Source organism: Pseudomonas sp. NFACC37-1 (assembly GCF_900101575.1).
Lineage (GTDB): Bacteria > Pseudomonadota > Gammaproteobacteria > Pseudomonadales > Pseudomonadaceae > Aquipseudomonas > Aquipseudomonas fluorescens_AA.
This window is the reverse complement of sequence record NZ_FMUZ01000002.1, coordinates 496381-517137: the sequence shown is the minus strand read 5'-3', so window position 1 is coordinate 517137 and position 20757 is coordinate 496381. Positions and strand designations below refer to the sequence as shown.

10 protein-coding genes are annotated in these 20757 nt (G+C 62.5%); 7 read left to right on the top strand and 3 right to left on the bottom strand.

The features are described from left to right. The 7 genes from BLP82_RS04380 to BLP82_RS04350 all read left to right on the top strand — a co-directional run. On the top strand, window positions 1-3643 hold a 3643-nt coding region (locus BLP82_RS04380; protein WP_139197806.1), incomplete at its 5' end, for a condensation domain-containing protein. 403 nt (window positions 3644-4046) lie between these two features. After that, a complete protein-coding gene (locus BLP82_RS04375; protein WP_170842265.1) occupies window positions 4047-5312 on the top strand; it encodes a glycosyltransferase in 1266 nt (421 codons plus the stop codon). A gap of 107 nt (window positions 5313-5419) precedes the next feature. Then, window positions 5420-12718 carry an amino acid adenylation domain-containing protein gene (locus BLP82_RS04370; protein WP_092165621.1) on the top strand — a complete coding sequence of 2433 codons (7299 nt, stop codon included), beginning with the start codon at window positions 5420-5422 and terminating at the stop codon, window positions 12716-12718. An 86-nt stretch (window positions 12719-12804) separates the two neighbouring features. Next, a complete protein-coding gene (locus tag BLP82_RS04365; protein WP_092165620.1) occupies window positions 12805-13965 on the top strand; it encodes an FAD-dependent monooxygenase in 1161 nt (386 codons plus the stop codon). Between the two features lie 601 nt (window positions 13966-14566). Next, window positions 14567-15391 (top strand): helix-turn-helix transcriptional regulator, encoded by an 825-nt coding sequence (locus BLP82_RS04360; protein ID WP_092165619.1) that lies wholly within the window; start codon window positions 14567-14569, stop codon window positions 15389-15391. A gap of 83 nt (window positions 15392-15474) precedes the next feature. Beyond that, a complete protein-coding gene (gene adeC, locus BLP82_RS04355; protein WP_092165618.1) occupies window positions 15475-16899 on the top strand; it encodes an AdeC/AdeK/OprM family multidrug efflux complex outer membrane factor in 1425 nt (474 codons plus the stop codon). 6 nt (window positions 16900-16905) lie between these two features. Beyond that, on the top strand, window positions 16906-17112 hold the full coding sequence (locus tag BLP82_RS04350) for a hypothetical protein (protein WP_092165617.1): 207 nt from the start codon (window positions 16906-16908) through the stop codon (window positions 17110-17112). 166 nt (window positions 17113-17278) lie between these two features. On the opposite strand, the gene hemN is transcribed toward BLP82_RS04350, so the two are convergent. From hemN to BLP82_RS04335, 3 genes are all read right to left on the bottom strand, one after another. Then, entirely contained in the window at window positions 17279-18667 is a 1389-nt protein-coding gene (hemN, locus tag BLP82_RS04345; protein WP_092165615.1) for an oxygen-independent coproporphyrinogen III oxidase, read from the bottom strand. Then, the gene (locus BLP82_RS04340; RefSeq protein WP_092165613.1) at window positions 18664-20037 is read right to left on the bottom strand and encodes an oxygen-independent coproporphyrinogen III oxidase; all 1374 of its coding nucleotides are present in this window, start codon (window positions 20035-20037) and stop codon (window positions 18664-18666) included. The genes hemN and BLP82_RS04340 overlap by 4 nt, the downstream gene beginning before the upstream one ends. A gap of 95 nt (window positions 20038-20132) precedes the next feature. Next, a complete protein-coding gene (locus BLP82_RS04335) occupies window positions 20133-20576 on the bottom strand; it encodes a CopD family copper resistance protein (RefSeq protein WP_092165611.1) in 444 nt (147 codons plus the stop codon). Window positions 20577-20757 lie beyond the last annotated feature (181 nt).

The following is a 20757-nucleotide window of genomic DNA, read 5'->3' as shown; positions in this document are numbered from 1 at the left end:
GATCAAGGGCATCTCCCAGCTGTTCTCCGGCCACCGGCTGGTGATCATCCCGCAACTGATCCGCGCCAGCGGCCATGAACTGCTGGACTTCCTCGAACAGCACCAGGTGCACGCCTTCGACTCCACGCCATCGCAGCTCGACACCTTGCTCGCCGCCGGCCTGCTGGAACGCAGCAGCTACCAGCCGGTGAGCGTGCTGCTCGGTGGCGAGGCCATCAACGCCGCGACCTGGACGAAGTTGCGCGACTGCCCGAGCATCCGCTTCTACAACATGTACGGCCCGACCGAATGCACGGTGGACGCCACCATCGACCTGATCCGTGACCTGGGCGAGCGTCCGAGCATTGGCCGGCCGATTGCCAACGTCCAGGTGCACGTGCTTGACACCCACGGCCAACCGACGCCGTTGGGCGTGGCCGGTGAGCTGCACATCGGCGGCGCCGGCGTGGCCCGGGGTTACCTGAACCGGCCGGAGCTGAGCGCCGAGCGCTTTATTGCCGACCCGTTCAGCACCGAACCGAACGCACGCCTGTACAAGACCGGCGATCTCGGTCGCTGGCTGGCCGACGGCACGCTGGAATACCTGGGGCGCAATGACTTCCAGGTGAAAATCCGTGGGTTCCGCATCGAGTTGGGCGAGATTGAGAATGCCCTGGTGGCCTATCCAGGTATCCGCGAGGCCGTGGTCATTGCGCGGGAAGACAGCCAGGGCGATTCGGACAGCAAGCGCCTGGTTGCCTATGTCTGCGGCGACCCGGTCCCGGCCGAGCAACTGCGCAGCGCGTTGTTGAGCGGCCTGCCCGAATACATGGTACCCAGCGCCTTCGTGCACCTCGATGCCCTGCCCCTGACCGCCAACGGCAAGCTCGACCGTCGCGCCCTGCCGGCGCCCGGCCAGGAATCCCTGGCGAGCAAAACCTACGAGGCGCCCCAGGGTGACACTGAAATCGCCATCGCCGAGATCTGGAAAGGATTGCTGCACCTGGATCAGGTTGGCCGTCACGACGGCTTCCTCGAGCTGGGCGGCCATTCGCTGCTCGCCGTACAGTTGCTCTCGCGGCTGCGACGCAAGCTGGGTGCACGGGTGACCTTGCGCGAACTGTTCGACGCGCCGACCGTGCGTGGCCTCGCCGCCCTGGTGCATGGGGCGTCGCCCACCGAGGCCGTGTCGATTCCCTTGGCCAATCGCGCGGGACGACTACCATTGTCCTTTTCGCAACAGCGTTTGTGGTTCCTCGATCATCTGGACCACGCGGCCGGTGCGGCCTATCACCTGCCATTGGCCTTGAGCCTGAAAGGGATGTTGGACAAAGCTGCGCTGCAAGCAACCCTCGACCGCCTGGTAGCGCGCCACGAAACCTTGCGCACGCGATTCGAATTGGTGGACGACGAGCCACTGCAAAAAATCGCCCCGGCCGACTACGGTTTCCGCCTGGAGCAGCAGGACCTGCGTGCAATGGCCCCCGCTGAACGCCAGGCCACGCTCGAGCACCTCGGCCAGATCAACGCCACACAGTTGTTCGACTTGCACAGCGGGCCACTGATGCGCGGCCACCTGGTACAAGTGACCGATGACGAACATGTGCTGTTCATCACCTTGCATCACATCGTTTCCGATGGCTGGTCCAACAGCGTGCTGGCTCGCGAGGTCAGCGTGCTCTACAACGCCTTCACTCAAGGCCAGAAAGACCCGTTGCCGCCCCTGGCGCTGCAATACGTGGACTATGCCGCCTGGCAACGACAATCCCTTGAAGGCCCGGCGCTGCAAACCCAGATCGACTTCTGGCGGCAACACCTGGAAGGTGCGCCCGTGCTGCTGAACCTGCCGCTGGATCGTCCGCGCCCGGCGATACAGCGGTATACCGGTGGCATCATCGAGTGCAGCTTTTCGCCCGCCCTCAGCGCCGATCTGCGGGCATTCAGCCAGGCCCGGGGCACCACGTTGTTCATGGTGCTGCTGGCAGGCTGGTCAGTGTTGATGAGCCATCTGAGCGGCCAGGCAGATGTAGTGGTCGGCACGCCGGTGGCCAACCGTCAGCGTCCGGAGCTGGAGGCGTTGATCGGTTTCTTCGCCAACACCCTGGCGTTGAGAGTCGCCACCGAGCGTGATACCCGCATCGACGAGCTGCTGGGGAAAATCAAGGACCTGACCCTGGCCGCCTACAATCACCAGGACCTGCCCTTCGAACAGGTGGTGAGCGCCCTGCAACCGACTCGCAGCATGAGCCACAGCCCGCTGTTCCAGGTGATGTTGAGCCTGGACAACACGCCACCGGCACCGTTGCAGTTGCCCGGGCTCGAGGTGCAAACCCTGGCGAGCCCCCACAACACCACGCAGTTCGACCTGTCGCTGTCCCTGATCGACAATGGCGAACGCATCGCTGGAAGCCTGCAATACGCCAACGACCTGTTCGACCTGCACACCGTGCAGAACATCGCCGGATTGTTTGCCAAGGTCCTGGAAAACCTGGTGACCGACGCACAGCAATCCATCGGCCAGTTGTTGCAGGACACGCCGCCGCTGGAGCGCCCGACCAATGCCATCGTCCAGCCCGTCATCGCAGAAGACGGTCCTGTGCCGCTGCCTTATGAAGCGCCTCAAGGGGATACCGAGATCGCCATCGCGGCCCTCTGGCAGGACCTGTTCAAACAGGAACGGATCAGCCGCCACGACGACTTCTTCAGCCTCGGTGGTATTTCGCTGATGGCGGTGCAAATGGCCTCTCGCCTGCGCAAAGTCCTCGGGAAACCGATCGCCGTGCGCGACCTGTTCGTCGAGCCGACCATTGCCGGTTTCGCCAGGACCCTCGATGGCCAGTCCCGGCCCGGTGTCCAGCGCAATCTGGTGCCGATCCGCCGCACCGGCTCCCAGCGACCGCTGTATCTGGTCCATCCCTTGGGCGGTGAAGTGCAATATGCGCGGGACCTGGCGCCAACGCTCGATCCCCAGATACCGGTCTATGGCTTGGCCGCCAGTGGCTTGGTGGCGGGCGAGGCCCCCCTGTCCGATGTGCCGGCCATTGCAATGCGTTACCTGACGGCCATCCGCCAGGTCCAGCCGCAAGGTCCGTACCGGATCGCCGGTTGGTCGGCCGGTGGCCTGATCGCCTATGAAATGGCCCGTCAACTGCAGGCCGGCGGTGAGGCCATAGAGTTCCTCGGCATCATCGATACGTCGACCCGTCCGGACCCGGTGCCCGAATCGTCGATCAGTGAAGCGCAGTTCCTGATGGCCTGGCTACCCGAGGGGATCGACCCTGATCTGCTCCGGCAACTGACGGCGCTGGCGGAAGACTCTGCCATCGAGGCGATGCTGACACTGTGCATGACCCATCGCCTGCTACCGGAGGAGTTGCCCGATGACATCGACGCTGCCCTGCTGCGCACGCACTTGGGCGTTGCCTATGCCACGCGGCTGGCTATCGGCAGCTACGTCAGCCCGCCCAGCCCGCTCACGGTGTCGTTGTTCACTGCAAAAGATCAGCAACGCAGCGACCCGACCCTGGGCTGGCGTGCGTTGCTGCAGGATCAGGTGAACGTGACGGCCCTGCCCGGCACCCACAACACACTGGTCAAGGCGCCCCATGTAGCCCGGCTGGGCGAGGCAATTTCCCAGGCCTTGAAAACCGCCAGGGTGTCATGACAGCCCCGGGCTGTCCCGCGAGCAATTCGCTGGGCAGCCCGAGGTGTGGAGGCTGATCCATCGTCATCGCGAGCAAGCTCGCTCCCACAGGGGATCCGAGGTGTTCACGGAGCTTGCATTCACCACAGGCCGCCTTGTGGGAGCGAACTTGCTCGCGATGACGGCGGCACAGCCGACATCGGCACACGCTGACCCACCGCTTCGCGAGCAAGCCCCACAGGTTCAATCCTTGATCTGCGGACCGGAATGTCCCCATTTTCCGCTACAGACGTTTCCTACCTGCAACCGCTTAAATACCCCCTCGAGCTGAATCGTTTTTTGTGGATGGAGTCCACAGGCGATGTCCGGTCGCCCGCCGATCAGGACTGTTACCCACCGCACGATCACTCAAAAAGGGAGCCTTATGCATGTGATCATTACGGCCATCGGCTCAGCCGGTGACGTTCACCCATTTATCGGGATCGGCCGCACCCTCGCCGCACGCGGGCATCGGATAACCTTTTGCGCCAGCGCCGCGTTCGCTCCGGTGATCGAGCGCTGTGGCTTCAAGTTCCTGCCCTTGGGTACCCGCGAGGAATATCAAGCGGTCATGGCTGACCCGGCGTTGTGGCATCCGCGCACGTCACTGCCCACCCTATGGAAAACCGTCGGTGGCACGTTGCGCGAACAGTATCGGCTACTGGAACAAGCGTGTGACGACGACACCGTCCTGCTGGGCTCGTTGTGGGCATTTTCCGCGCGCCTGCTACAGGAAAGACACGGCATCCCACTGGTCACTGGCCAGGTCACACCGTTCGCCATCTGGTCGCCCCTCGCGCGCCCCGTCCATCCGCCTGGAACGAACCTGCCGACCTTCGTTCCGTATCCCTTGCGACGCCTGCTGCTGGGGGTCATCGAGCACACCTTTCTCGATCGGCTCATGAAGCCTGAGCTCAACGGTTTTCGCCGTGAATTGGGCTTGCCTGGGGTCAAACGCATCATCAGTCAGTGGATCTCCTCGCCCGACCGGGTATTGGGGTTGTTTCCGGACTGGTTCGCCCCGATCCAACAGGACTGGCCTGCCCAGACGGTACTGACCGGCTTCCCGTTATTCGATGAATCCGGCTTCGAGGCCCCAGACGCCGAGCTGGAGGACTTTTTGAGTGCAGCCCCACCGGTGGTGTTTACCCCGGGTTCGACGACGGTCAATGCCGAACAGTATTTCGCCGCTGCGGCGAAAGCACTGAAGTTGATCGACCGCCGTGGCGTGTTCCTGACCAGCCAGCCGGTCGACCCGTCGTTGTCCAGCGACGGCAGGATTCTGGTCAGGCCTTATGTTCCCATGAGCCGCATCCTGCCCCATACCTCGGCCCTGGTGCATCACGGAGGCGTCGGGACCACGGCCCTGGCAATCGCCGCCGGGGTGCCACAGATCGTCACCCCATTTGCCCACGACCATTTCGACAACGCCGCGCGAATACAACGCCTGGGATGCGGCTTGCAGGTATTCACGCCGGCCTCCGCCGAGTCACTGGCCTCAGCCCTGGACACGGTGCTGAACAGTGCTGACGTGCGCACCCGTTGTGACCGCTACAGCAAGGCGATGGCCAGTGGTGACAGCGCCCGCGAAGCGGCAGCGCTGCAAATCGAGGCAATCGCCCGCAGAGCCGCGACGTATCGCGTTGCGTAATCACGGATTGATTGGCGACTGACACAGCGCTGCCATTGGCCCGGCCAGAAGGCATCACTCTTTTCACTCGTTTCATCGGGCCAGCGGATCGGCCCACGGAGAACACCATGACCCAGACCCTGCCCGCATCGAGCGCAGAGTGCGTGCTTTATCCCCTCACCACCCCGCAACTGGACATCTGGCTGGACCAGGTGCTGCACGCCGACAGTCCGTTGTACAACATCGGCGGCTATGCCCGTATCAACGGCACGGTCGACGCCACGCTGCTGCAGGCGGCCTTCAACCAGATCGTCAACGGCCACGATGCCCTGCGGATCCAGCTGGTGCCCGGCTCCAGCGAGCACCCGCTGCCGCGCCAACGCTTCCTGGGGCCGGTCGACGCCCCGCTGGCGGTGCACGACGTGTCGGGCCATGCCGATCCGGAGGCCAGCGCATTGGCCTTGCTGCAGGCCAAGCTGCAAATCCCGTTTTCCTTTGACGATGGGCTGCTGGTGCGCGCGGACCTGGTCAAGGTCCGGGAAGACCTCCACTACTGCTTCGTCAATTGCCATCACCTGATCATCGATGGCTGGTCCTTCGCCATGATTGGTCGAACACTCAGCCAGGCCTATACCGCCTTGCATGACCAAGCGCAAAACACGGCGACGGCCCCCACCTATCAAGCGTATGTCGAGCAGCAAGTCGCCAGCAAAGACTCGGCTTCGTTCCAGCGCCAACGCCAGTACTGGCTGGAGAAGTACCGCACACTGCCCGAGCCCCTGCTCGCGCCCCGTCACCTGGGTCGACTCGACCAACGCCTGTCGCCCAGCCAGAACCATGCCTGGCGCTTGCCCCGGGCGCTTTACAACCGTCTTGGCGAAAACGCGAAGGCCGCGGGCCAGGCGACGGTCTTCCACGTCATGCTCGGGGTGCTGTACAGCTACTTTGCGCGCACCGAACAACGGGATGAAATCGTCATCGGCCTGCCCATCCTCAACCGCGCCAATGCCGCACACAAGGCCACGATGGGCTTGTTCGTCGGCATGAGCCCGGTACGTCTGAGCCTGGGCACCGACCTGAGCTTCAGCGACCTGGTCGGCAAGATCGCCCTGACGCTAAAGCAGGATTATCGCTACCAGCGCTTCCCGCTGAGCGAATTGAACCGCGAACTCGGGTTACAGAACCTGGGGCGTCGGCAGTTGTTCGACGTGGTGGTGTCCTACGAACAGGACCAGGACACCTGGTACGGGCCCGCGCCGGCACAGCCGGTCAAGCTCAGCAATGGCTACGAACAAATGCCACTGGCGATGCACGTTCGTGAGTCCGCGCCGCAAGACGATGTGTGGATGCACTTCATCTACAACGAGGCCTATTTCGACGCGCCGCAGATCGAGGCCCTGCAGCAGCGCTTCATGAACATCCTGGCGTGCGTGGCCGCTGATTTCGACGTGTCGGTCGCGGCCCTCGACCCGTTGGCGCCCTCTGAGCGCCAACTGCTGCGGGACTGGAATCGCACCGACGTCGACTACCCCAGGGATGTGCTGCTCCATCAATTGATCGAGGCCCAGGTCGCCGCTCGCCCCGACGCCATCGCGGTGCGCTTCGCAGACCAGGCGTTGACTTACGACGCGCTGAACCGTCAGGCCAACCGCCTGGCCCATGCCCTGCTGGAAACCGGGCTTGGCCGCGACGATCGCGTTGCCATCTGCCTGGACCGCAGCCTGGAGATGGTGGTCGGCCTGTTGGGCATTCTCAAAGCGGGTGCCGCCTACGTGCCGCTGGACCCGGGTTATCCGGCCGACCGCTTGAGCCATATGCTCAGCGACAGCGCGCCCAGTGCCCTGATCACCACCCAAGGGTTATTGGCGAACCTGCCCGCCGTGACGATGCCCGTGCTGTGCCTGGATGCCGACTCTGAAGCACTGTCCCGACAACCGACGCACAACCCGGACCCCGCCGCGCTCGGGCTGACGCCGCGACACCTGGCCTACGTGATCTACACCTCCGGTTCCACCGGCTTGCCCAAGGGCGTGATGAACCAGCATGACGGGGTCGTCAATCGCTTGCTCTGGGCGCGCGATGCCTATGGGGTCGATGAACACAGCCGGATCCTGCAAAAGACGCCGTTCAGTTTCGATGTGTCGGTCTGGGAATTTTTCCTGCCGTTGCTCAGTGGCGCGCAACTGATCGTCGCCGCCCCCGACGGGCACAAGGACCCGCGCTACCTGATGGACATCATGGCGAGCGCCGGCATTACGCTACTGCATTTCGTCCCATCGATGTTGCAGGTCTTTCTCGACCAGGTAGAGCCACAGCGCCTGCCCGCGCTCCAGCAGGTCTTGTGCAGCGGCGAAGCCTTGCCCCATGCCTTGCAGAAGCGTTTTTTCGAATGTCTGCCGACGGTGCAGTTGCACAACCTCTACGGCCCCACCGAAGCGGCGGTCGACGTGACGGCATGGCATTGCCGGCCTGATGCGCACGACGGCATCGTCCCGATCGGCCGACCGATCGCGAATATCCAAATGCATGTCCTCGACGCGAACCTGCAACTGCTGCCACCGGGGGTGGCCGGTGAGCTGCACATCGGTGGCATCGGGGTCGCGCGGGGTTACCTGAACCGTCCCGAGCTGACGGCCGAACGGTTTATCCACGACCCCTTGGGCACCGAGCCCCAGGCCCGGCTGTACAAGACCGGCGACCTCGGGCGTTGGCTGCCCGATGGCAGCCTCGAATACCTGGGACGCAACGATTTCCAGGTGAAAATCCGCGGCCTGCGCATCGAACTGGGCGAGATCGAAGCCCACCTGCTCGCCTGTGAAGGTGTCAAGGACGTGGTCGTGATCGCCCGCCAGGAAGCCGGTGATGCGTACCTCAACGCCTATTGGGTGAGCGAGCCCGGCTGCTCGCCATCCCCGCAGGCGCTGCAGGAAACCTTGCGCCAGCAGGTGCCTGACTACATGGTGCCCAGGCACCTGGTCGAACTCGATCAGTTCCCGTTGAATGTCAACGGCAAGCTGGATCGCAAGGCCCTGCCCGAGCCGACAGCCAACCTGGATAGCGATACAACAGCCCCACGCACGACGCTGGAACAGGCCCTCGCCGAGCTGTGGCGGGACAACCTCAAGCGCTCGACGCTGGGCATCCATGACAACTACTTCATGCTCGGTGGCGACTCCCTGAAGGTCATCCACTTGCAGATCCATGCCCGTGAACAGGGGATTGCGTTGACCCTGGCGCAGGTCTACCAGTACCCCACCATTGCCCAGTTGGCCGAGGCCCTGGAGTCCGGGCAACCCCCGGCCACCGAGTTTGAACCCTTGGCCCACGTGGCGCCTTTCGCCCAGGTTCCGGCGGCGATCCGCCTGGCCAGCGAAGGCGTGTTCGATGACGTGTTTGCCGCTTCGCAACTGCAAGTCGGGATGATCTATCACTCGATGATGCACCCGGACTCGGCGATCTATCACGACATCTTCCGCTACCGCTTGCGCCTGCAGTGGGATGCGCCGGCATGGGAGCGGGCCTGTGCCGCATTGATCCGGCGTCATCCGGCCTTGCGCATGTCGTTCGATATCGGTCACGCCGAGGTGCCCATGGCCCGGGTTCACTCGAGCGTCGAGCCCCCGGTGCAAATCATCGATGTCTGCTCAATGAGCCCCGACGCCCGGGCCCAGGCCATTGCCGCCTACGTGGAGGAACGCAAGCGTTACCGCGAAGACTGGCATCGGGCGCCGCTGTATCAGTTCTGCGTGTTCGTCGCGGAGACTGAAATCGACCTGGTCTTCAGCTTCCACCATGCGATCCTCGACGGCTGGAGCGTCGCCACCTTGATGCGCGACCTGATCACGCTCTACACCTCAGCACCTGGCACCGATGCCCTGCCGGCCCTGACCACCACGCCAGCCGATTTCGTGGCCCTGGAGCAACAAGCCATCGCGACGCAGACCCACCGCCGGTTCTGGCGCGAATACCTGCACGAGGCGCCCGCCGCGGCCATGACCAGCTGGATCCATGGGGTGGCACCGGACCCGACACCGCACCGCTCGGCCTACCGGGAACTGCCCGCCGCGGACCTGGCCCGGCTCGAAGCCTTCTGCCAGGCCCATGACCTGCCCCTGCGCGCGGTCCTGCTGACGGCCCACGGTTTCGCCCAGGCGATCATGTCCAATCAAAAGGACGTGCTGTGCGGCGTGATCAGTCATGGTCGGCCGGCGTTCGAAGATGCCGCCTCGGTCCTGGGTCTGTTCCTCAATACCCTGCCGGTACGCTTCAGCAGCCAGGGCCAGAGCTGGCTGGAGCTGATCCGGGCAACGATTGCCCAGGAACAACAGGTATTCGCCCATCGGCGCTATCCGTTCGCGTTGATTCATCGCGAGACCGATATCGCCTTGAACGTGGTGTTCAATTACGTCGATTTCTACGTGCTCAAGGACCTGCTGGCCCAAGGCGAAGAGATCCTCACCGACTGGGAAACCACGGAAGCGAGCAACTACGACTTGCTGACCACCCTCGGCCGCCACCCCGCCAACGGTTCGCTGATGTTGAAGATGGACTACCGCACCGCGCGTGTCGCCACGAGCCAGGCCGAAGCCTATGCCGAGTACCTGCTGCGTACGCTGGAACTGATGATCGCCGCGCCTGAGGCCAAGCCGGCCATTCCGGCCTGGCTGCCGCCCGTCGACCGAACTACGCCGCAAGCCACTACGGCTTTACCCCACGACAACCTGTCGAGCGTGTTACTGGACAGTTTCGCCCGCCATGGCGAGCAGACCGCCGTGAGCTTTGGCCAGGCCCGTCTTTCCTACCGCCAACTGCACGATACTTGCGCCCAACTGGTGAGCTGGCTGCACCGGCACGGTATCGGCCAAGGGGATCGGGTCGCAATCATGATGCCCCGCTCGCCCGACCTGATCGTCGCCTTGCTCGGTGTCGTTCAGGCCGGCGCCGCCTACGTTCCGATCGACCTGAGCTATCCGCAGGAGCGTATCCAGCTGATTCTCGAAGACTCGCAGCCACGCCTGGTGCTGTTCGCCGATGCCTCTGCGAACCTGGCGATGGCCCTGGCAGGCCAGGCCGATACGCGCCACTGGGACAGCGTGGTCGCCGGCTTCGACGACGATCTGGCCGGCAGTCACCAACGGGTGGCCGCCATTGCCGCTGGCATCATGGCTGAAGACAACGCCTACTTGCTCTACACCTCGGGCTCGACCGGCCGCCCCAAGGGCGTGGCCATGCCGCACCTGGCCTTGACCAATATGATCCTCTGGCAGAACCGCCAGCAGGCGCAGGACGGCCGCGGGACACAAGCGCTGAAGACGCTGCAATACGCACCCATTTCGTTCGACGTTTCGTTCCAGGAAATTTTCTCGACCCTGTCCAGCGGTCATGAACTGGTGATGATTGACGAAGGGTTGCGCTATGACTTCATCCGCTTGCTGAAGTTTATTGGCACGCAAGCGGTGAATCGCCTGTTCCTGCCCTACGTCGCCTTCCAGGGCTTGGCCGAAGTCGCCACACAACTGGGTATTTACCCCACCTCGCTGCGCCAGATCAACGTCGCTGGCGAGCAGTTGAAAATCACTGCCGAAATCCGCGACCTGATCGATCACCTCGGCGACTGCCGGGTCGAGAACCACTATGGCCCGACCGAGGCCCATGTGGTCACGAGCCTGCGACTTGAAGGCGCGACGGCGACCTGGCCGAGCATGCCGCCCATCGGCACACCCATCGACGGGGTACGCCTGCATGTCCTGGACGCGGCCGGCAACCCCTGCCCGGTCGGCGTGACGGGCGACCTGTTCATCGAAGGGGCCTGTCTTGCCAATGGCTATTGGAATCGCCCTGACCTGACCGACGAGCGCTTCATTTATCGCCAGCTCGAGGGGCAGACCCGACGCTTGTATGAAACCGGCGACATTGGCTTCTACTTGCCTGGCGGCGATCTCGTGTACCAGGGCCGCAGCGACGCTCAAGTCAAGATTCGCGGTTACCGCGTCGAGCTCGGCGAGATCGAAGTGGCCATGCTCGGCTCCGCCCGGTTCAGGGCCGACATCGAGCAGGTGGCGGTCATCGACAAGACGGCAACCGACGGCAGCCGTTATCTGGTGGGGTTCGTCCAGGCCCTGCCCGACTGCGAGCCGGACCTGGACCAGTTCAAGGCGGAAATGCGCCTGGCGCTGCCCGACTACATGGTGCCGAACACGCTGGTCAGGATCGCGAAGCTACCGCTCGGGCCCACGGGCAAGATCGACCGGCAGCGCTTGCAAAAGATAGAAGTCCAGACCACCTTGCAACGGTCCTTCATCGGACCGCGCAATGCCATGGAGGATCTGCTGCAAGCCTACTGGCAGGAAACATTGGACCTGGACAACATCAGCATCCACGACAACTTCTTCGAGCTGGGGGGCAATTCGCTCAAGGCGGTGCGACTGGTGGCCATGCTCGCCAGACATCAAGGCCTGGAACCTTCGCTGTCCGATTTTATCCAGGCACCGACCATCGCCGAATTCGCCCAGGTGTTGCAACAGACCGAAACCGGACACCCCGGCGCCGGCGCGCTGGTGGACTTCAAGAATGCCACGCGCAAGCCGACGTTGTTCCTGGTCCACCCCATCGGCGGACACGTGCTGTGCTATGCAGCACTGGCGCGGGTGCTCAAGGACCAGGTCCACCTGTATGCCCTGCAAGCGCCAGGCACATGGGATGGCCGTGAACCGCTGCAATCGGTGCAGGCCCAGGCGGTGTACTACGCGGACGCCATCGAGCGGGTCGCTCCTGAAGGCCCCCTGAACATAGGCGGCTGGTCCTATGGCGGCGTCGTGGCGTATGAACTGGCCAGCGAGTTGCAGCGGCGCGGACGGCGCCTGCATAACGTGTTCCTGCTGGACACCATCGTGCGCGTCAGGCAGGGCGAGGTGCAGATAGAACGCAGCGAGTTCATGAACTGGTTCATGTGGGAACTGCTCAGCGGCGACGGCCAGAAGGAATACGCCTATCAGGCCCTGGACTTTTCCTCCCTGGACGACCCGCAGGCCTTCGCGGCGATCCGGCAGCACGGCATCGACCAAGGCATTTTCGACGAGACCATCACCCTGGCGACACTCGATCAGCTGTTCCGGGTGTTCCATGCCAATTGGCAAGGACTGCTGGACTATCGCTTCCCGCCACTGGACCTGCCCATCACGCTGTTCGCAGCGGACGTCGAGCTGCCCGATGTACTGCAAGCCCCCCATGAACTGGTGGGTACCGCCTTCCGCGACCCGTACCGCGGCTGGCGCTCGATTGCACCCCAAGTGCAGCGAGTCGCCGTGGAGGGTGACCATCTGACCATGATGCGCGAGCCGCACATCGAGCGAGTGGGCCAATGCATCCGATCACGGATGGACCTGGCCCGGGCCAGGAACGCCGAATCCATGAATGCACTGGCTTGACCAAGACCGCCGATCACGGGGCCGGATTGACGGCCCCGCTTGACTACATCGCCCGGTCGTTCCGGGCCCGATACAGGTGAAACAGCATGACAGCATCCAAAAAAGCCATTGTCGCCGGCGCCGGGATCGGCGGGCTGACCGCCGCCATCGCGCTGCAGCGCGCGGGCTGGCAGGTCAAGGTCTTCGAAGCGGCCCAGACACTGCGCACCGGTGGCACCGGCTTGTCCGTCATGGCCAATGCCATGGCGGCGTTGCACTCGATTGACGCCCATGTTCCGGTGGAACAGGCCGGCCAGGTGATCCGCGACTTCTTCTTCAAGAAGCACCAGGGCGATGCCATCACCCGCATGCCGATCCACGAGATCGGAGAACAGTTGGGTCATCCCAGTGTGAATATCCAGCGCCCGCTATTGCTACGCGCATTGGCGCAGCAACTCGCACCCGACACCTTGACGACCGGGTTGCGCTGCACGGGGTATGACCCTCGCCCCGATGGTGTGGTGGTGCGATTCGAGGACGGCAGCCTTCAGGAAGCCGATCTGTTGATTGGCGCCGATGGCCTGAACTCGGTGATTCGCCAACAGATGCTCGGCGAAACCCCAACCCGCCCATCGGGTTATGTCGCCTGGCTGGCGGTGGCGCCCTTCAGCCATCCGGTCATGACCGAAGGCTACGTGGCGCATTACTGGGGACGTGGCAAGCGCTTCGGACTCTGCGATGTCGGGGACGGCCAGGCGTATTGGTGGGGCACCTGCAATCACGACAATGCGGCGGATGCCGCCTTGAACATCAGCAAGCAGGAAGTGCTCGCGGCCTACGCCGGCTGGGCGCCGGAAGTCGTGGCTGCCATCGAGGCCACCCCCGAGAGCGCCATACTCAAAATGCATGCCCGGGACCGCCATCCCGTCGAGCAATTCTGCGATGGGCACGTGGTGCTCTTGGGCGATGCGGCTCATCCCATGCTGCCCAGCCTGGGCCAAGGTGCCGCACAAGCGATCGAGGATGCCGTGGTACTGGCCGATCGACTGACGCAAACGCCAGACCTGCGCACCGCGCTGCTGCACTACCAGGCCCATCGTCACCCGCGGGCCAACGGGATCGTCAATGCCGCGCGCTTCATGAGCGGTATCGAGCAAACCGAATCGAGCCTCGCCTGCTGGCTTCGAGAATGGTATATGCGCCTGGCGCCACAGAGCAGCTTGCGGAAAAAGAACATCGACCTCCTCTCGTTCAAGCCCTGCGCATGACCTGGCGAAACGGTCACTGAGCGAACTGGGCGGGACGGCGTGAAACCCGACCGATTACCGATGACACTAAAGCGTCAATGACAAAAAGCGACTCCCATATAGACAAAAAACGACATGCACCGGGAGGAAAATCGATAAACGAGAATTCTTCACCATACTGGGATTCCGGAATTGGGACACTACTGCAAGACAATTCCCACGTTGACAATCATGAAAAAAGCAACCTCTCGAGAATCGAACCTAGAATACAACCACTTGATTTATCTGAATATTTTCATTAAGCCGCGCTGAAAGCCGTCCCCTGCGGCGATCAGCGTAAAGGAAAAAACCTGTGACCCAACGTGTTTTTTGCCCGGAGGTATCCAAGAACCCACACCCCACTGACTGACCCGGAATGTCCCTGTTTTCCCTTACAGACTTTTCCCACATGGAAACGCCTAATAGCCCTACCGGCTAAACCGTTTAAGTCAATAGGTTCACAAGACGATATTGGCTCCAAGTATCAACTCCAGAAGAGGCTCAAGCATTTTGGAAGCGGTCGGATTTTCTTCCGTCGACATCACGGATGCGGAGTTTTTTCGAGTAAGCAGGAATAAGGACTATGAATCGACATGCGTGTATTGAGGGTGCAGAAAAATCGCACCTCTACGTAGAGCTAGGAAAGCTGATTTCAAGTGTCGGACACGAGAGTTTCTTGACCAACGTGCACCAGATGATCGAAACAACGGTGCCTGTCAGTCGACTCGAATTGAGTGAATGGACAGCCGACGACACCCAGTCGAACGTCATCGATGTACAGCTGTTGGGGTATGCGGGTGCGGAAAAAAACGTGCACATGCAATCCCCCTGTCCCACCACGGCGATACAGCGCAACGATCACCCTTTGGTGAAAAGAGTGCTGGAGGTCGATGACGCCCTGCTGATCCACCTGAACGCACGAATGAAAGATGAAAGAGGCAATGACTGCCTCGGCACTTCCCACCAGTGCATTCTGATTTCACGCAAGGCCAACCGCCGCTGTGTGATCTCATTGCAACGCCCTCAGGTACAGCGCGACTTTTCCCTTCAGGAACTGTCCTTTCTGAAATACCTTTCCGAAACACTGCTGCCCCTGGCCGAGCGTCATGCGCACCTCAATCGCCAATCTTTCAAAGCCTCTGGCAGCGCTACGGGCCATCCACTCGATGCCGCCGAACAGACCCAGTTGCAACGGGATTTCAATGATCGATTGAGCCCCTGCGACGTCACCCTTTCCGTGCGGGAAAAAGAAGTCTGCCTGGGCCTGCTGGCCGGGGGCACCGTGCCGGAGATAGCGGAAAAGCTGCAGGTCAAGAACAGCTCCATCGAAACCTACCTCAAGCGTGCCGCCGCCAAGCTGGGCGTGAGTGGGCGGCATGGGCTGGCGAAGTGGATGATCGGATCATGACGGCTCGCCGCGCACGGCCCGCCAGAACCCGCCTGCCTGGGCCTGCGGGGTCTGGGCAGGCACCACAATGAGATAACAGGTCGATGCATAAACTCTTGAGCCCCCTGGCAGCCGCGGCATTCATGCTGGGCGGTTGTTCGCTGATCCCGGACTACCAACGGCCCGACGCACCGGTCGCCGGGCAGTATCCGCAAACCTCGGCCTATGCCCCGGCCTTGTCGGGGCCCCTGGCGGCCGAACAGGGTTGGCGTGACCTGTTCCAGGATCCGGTGCTGGCGCAACTGATCGAAAGCGCCCTGGCCAACAACCGCGACTTGCGGGTAGCGGCGCTGAACGTCGAGGCTTACCAGGCGCAGTATCGGATCCAGCGGGCGGACCTCTTCCCGACGATCAGCGCCAACGGCACCGGTTCGCGCCAGCGCCTGCCGGCCAGCCTCACCGGAACCGGTAACGCCGCCATCAGCAGTTCGTATTCGGCAACCCTGGGGATCAGCGCTTATGAACTGGACCTGTTCGGGCGCATACGCAGCCTCAGCGACCAGGCGTCGCTGATCTATCTGTCCAGCGAAGAGGCCCGCCGCAGCAGCCAATTGAGCCTGGTGGCCAGCGTGGCCAGTGCCTACCTGACCTGGCGTGCCGACCAGGAACTGCTGGCGCTGACCCAGGACACGCTCCAGTCCTATGAGCAAAGCCTGCGCCTGACCGAACGCAGTAACCAGGTCGGCACCGCCTCGGCCTTGAACCTGAGCCAATCGCGAACCTCGGTGGAAAGCGCCAGGGCCAGCCTGGCGAAGTTCCAGCGCCAGGTCGCCCAGGACCTCAACAACCTCACGTTGCTGGTGGGCACGTCGGTCGCCGACGACCTGCCCGGCCGTCCATTGGCATCGGACCTGCTCAGAGAAGTACCGGCGGGACTGCCCTCGGACTTGCTGCAACGCCGCCCGGACATCCTGGAGGCCGAGTACCTGCTGCAATCGGCCAACGCCAACATCGGCGCGGCCCGTGCCGCCTTTTTCCCCAGCATCAGCCTGACCGCCAACGCGGGCAGTTCCAGTACGGAACTGTCCGGGCTGTTCAAGGGCGGATCGGGCAGTTGGACGTTTCAACCGCAGATCAACCTGCCGATTTTCAATGCTGGCAGCCTTCGGGCGAGCCTGAACTACTCGAAAATCCAGAAAGACATCCGCGTGTCGCAATATGAGAAAGCCATCCAGACCGCCTTCCAGGAAGTGTCCGATGGCCTGGCGGCACGCAAGACCTATAAAGACCAGTTACTCGCCCAGCGCGATCTGGTGCAAGCCAACCAGGATTACTACCGCCTGGCGGAGCGGCGTTATCGCATCGGCGTGGATAGCAGCCTGACGTTCCTCGATGCCCAACGCTCGTTGTTCAACGCCCAGCAAACCCTGATCGTCGACCGGCTGTCGCAACTGCTCGCCGAAGTCAATCTGTACAAGGCACTGGGTGGGGGTTGGGTAGAACGCACAAGCAACGTGACTGTGAGGTGACTGCAAATGGGCACATTCGAACCCGGGGCACTGGTGCGCTTACGCTCGGGAGGCAAGACGATGGTGGTCAAACATGCCTCTTCCATCTCCCAGATGCCGGATACCTTGCTGCTCCTGTGTGAGTACCGGGCCAAGAATCGCCTGGTGCAAGGCTTCTATGCGATCCGCGACCTGATTCCGGCCTCCGGAAACCCGGGCCCTGAAAGATCATAGCAACGCCAATCAGCCGGCCCTTGTGGCGAGGGGATTTATCCCCGTTGGGCTGCGCAGCAGCCCAAAAAAGCTGAACGCAATCAAGCTGACGCACCTCAGCGGCAGATCTCAGGGCTGCTGCGCAGCCCAGCGGGGATAAATCCCCTCGCCACAAGACGGGCCGTCATCAGACCGTACGCGAATACTGGACTGTCTGGCCTGCCTCCAGGTATGCGTCGAACGCCATGGCCACGTTGCGCATCATCAATTGGCCCTGGGGCAACAGCACCAGCTCATCGTCGCGAATGTCCAGCAACCCGTCGCGCACCAGCTCCCGGAGTCGTTCCAGGGCATCGGCGAAGTATTCACCAAATCGAATGCCGTGGGCGTTGTCTATCCGGTCGAAGTCGATGCGCCCATGGCACATCAGTTCGCTGATGACCTCACGCCGCAGGCGGTCATCGTCGCTTAGCCGATAACCGCGCTGCACCGGAAGCAGGCCTTGATCCAGCCGGGCGTAATACTGGGAAAGCTCCTTGACGTTCTGGTTGTAGCTGTCACCCACCTTGCCGATCGACGACACCCCCAGGCCAATCAGGTCGCAATCGGCGTGGGTGGAATAGCCTTGGAAATTGCGCTGCAAGGTGCCCTGGGCGCGGGCGCGCACCAGTTCGTCATCTGGCAAAGCGAAATGGTCCATGCCGATGTAGACGTAGCCGGCTTCGGTCAGGCGATTGATGGTCAGTTCCAGCAATTGCAGCTTGCGCTCGGGCGGCGGCATGTCTTCGGGGCGAATCATCCGTTGCGCCCGAACCCGTTGCGGCAGGTGCGCGTAGCTGTAGGCCGCGATCCGGTCTGGCCGCAGGGCGATGATCTTGCTCAAGGTGATATCGAAACTGGCGATGGTCTGCAACGGCAGGCCATAGATCAGGTCGACGCTGACGGATTTGAAGCGCGCCCGGCGCGCGGCCTCCACCAGCTCGACGACCTGGGCCTCGCTTTGCACCCGGTTGACGGCAATCTGCACCTGGGCATCGAAGTCCTGGACGCCAAAGCTCAGGCGATTGAATCCCAGTTGGCGCAGGCCTTGGATCTGTTGCGCATCGATGGTCCGCGGATCGACCTCGATGGAAAACTCATGGGCGTCGCTGTCATCCATGTCGAACGACTGGTGCAGGCAGTCCATCAGGTCGGCCAATTGTCCATGGGTCAGGTAAGTCGGCGTGCCCCCGCCCAAATGCAACTGGGTCAGTTTGCGCGAGCGGTCGAACAAGGCCGCTTGCAGGGCTATTTCGCGCTTGAGGTAGGTCAGGTATTCGGCGGCGCGATGGGTCTTGCGGGTGATGATCTTGTGGCACGCGCAGTAATAGCAAAGGCTCTGGCAGAACGGGATATGGATGTACACCGACAACGACTTGGGCTGCGCAGCCGCGTGACTGCGCTGGGCCGCCTGGCGGTATTCGTCCATGGCAAAGGCCTGGTGGAACTGCGGGGCCGTCGGATAGGAGGTGTAGCGCGGGCCCGGGCGGTCGTATTTCTCCACCAAGGCACGATTGAAACCGGAGGCAATCTTCATGAGGGGTTCAACTTTTCAAAAGCGTGTGGGCTTCTCTCATCCGGTGCCGGGTCGAACAGGTTGCAGATCGCATCCACGTTCAAGCGCCCGGCGGGCAAGATGCCAATAAACCGGCTCGTCAGTTCGATCAATCCCTGGTCATGCAACGCTTCCAGCAACGGCCAGGCGGACGCGAAGTGCTCGCGAAACACCAGGCCGAAACGCGCTTCGATAGCCGGTATGTCCAGCTCCAGGTCACAGGAAAGCTGCTCGGTCACGCTCGCGCTGACCTGGTCCTGCGCTTCACAACGCCAGCCACGACACACCGGCAATTGCCCGGCATCCAGTTGCTGGCAATAGCGAAGCAGGTCATCGGTGTTCTGTACGTACAGGTGCTCGATCTGAGTAATGGCCGACAAACCGAAGCCCACGTGGTCACAGTAAGCGTGACGGGTAAAACCCTGGCAATTGCGATGCAGGCGTCCGTGCTCCTGGGCTACCGCCAGGTCATCGTCGGCCCTGACGAACTGGCCCAGGCCGATATAGTGATAACCGGCACCGATCAACTGTTCGCAACAGATGCGCCGCATGGCGTCCTTGTCGGCCGTGCTGCAAACGGCGCCAACCACCCCGGCGTTCTTCGAGCGATAACGATAAGGCGCGCGGGCATAGTCGAAAACGTGCAGCCGGTCCGGTTCCAGTTCGATCAGCGTCGCCAGTTTCAGGGCGAAACTGTTGGGCGTCTGCCAGGCGTGGCCGTAGCCCAAGTCAATGTTGATGGAGCGAAAACCAAACGTGCGCGCCGCATCGATCAGCGAATGGATCGACGCCGGGTTCTGGTAGCAATCGACCGGCAACTCGCTGTCGACGCCAATGTCGGGCACGCCGATGCTGACATGGGTGAAACCCTGGTCACGGATCAGGCCCATGGTCGACCAGTCGGTGTGATGCAGGTCCACTTCGATGCTGTGATCGGCACCGTCGTACTCGCTGAAGTCAAAGCGCTTGCGCAGATCGTCCATCAGCTTCTGCAAATGAGCGATCACCGGTGTGCCACCGGTCAGGCAAAACTGCTCGACGCGCCGCCCTGCCCCCAGGTGGCAACCGACCAAACCCATTTCATACGAAAGGCGCTGCAGATAGCCCTCGATCTCGCCGCATCGGCAGTCGCTGGCAAGGGGCGAACACGACGCCAGCCGCAAACGCGACGGCAAGTGCACCGCCAGGGATAGGGGCCGTCGTTTCTGGCGGCTGGTGCGCAACCCTCGAAGCAGGTCGAGGGACCCGATGCCGGTATGGAATCTACGCGTACCGACCGGGCAATCGAAATCAGCCACCCCCGAGGCACGTCCCGAGGGTCGCTCGCCGAGAGTATGGAACGGGTCGAACATGACAATCTCCGAGTGGCTGTGCCAGGGCAGTTTGCGCGCTAACCCGCCGGGCCACCTTGACCTGTATCAAGCGCCTTGCGCCCCGCCGCCAGCGCTTACCAGGTGATGTAGAACATGCCCTTGGCCAGCAGCACGATCGCCACCATGTGCAGGAACACGCTGACATGGATGATGTGCACGTAGCGGGCGTTCATGCGTGCGCGCTTGAACAGCCACATGGCCCAGAGGAAATGCCCCAGCACGCTGCCCGCCAACAGGATCTTCAGCCCCAGCAGCACGCCGAAGGACGACTGCAACGGCGAGGACAATGCCGGCCAATAGCGCAGCCAGACCATGCCGCCGCCCGCGCCGAAGAGCACCAGCAGTACCCAAGGCATCAACTGCCGGGCGCGCCGGCTGATGCCCTGCTCCAGCAACACCATGACCTTGGCGGGCAGTTGCTTGCGGATGCTCTCCAGGAACAGGACCTCGAAGAACACCGTGCCGATGAACACCAGCGCGGCAAACAGGTGCAAGGTCAGGAACAGCGGATAACTCATGGGGGCCTCGGTCACCCCTTTCAGCAGGGCGCTGGTTTATTCGAGGTTATCCCGTGGGACTGGAAGTGGGGTTGATGCCAATCAAGGAAAACCCTATCAGTCGCCATGGAACCTGTGGGAGCGGGCTTGCTCGCGAAATCGGAGTGTCAGTCACCGCAGTAGCGGCTGATTCGCCGCCTTC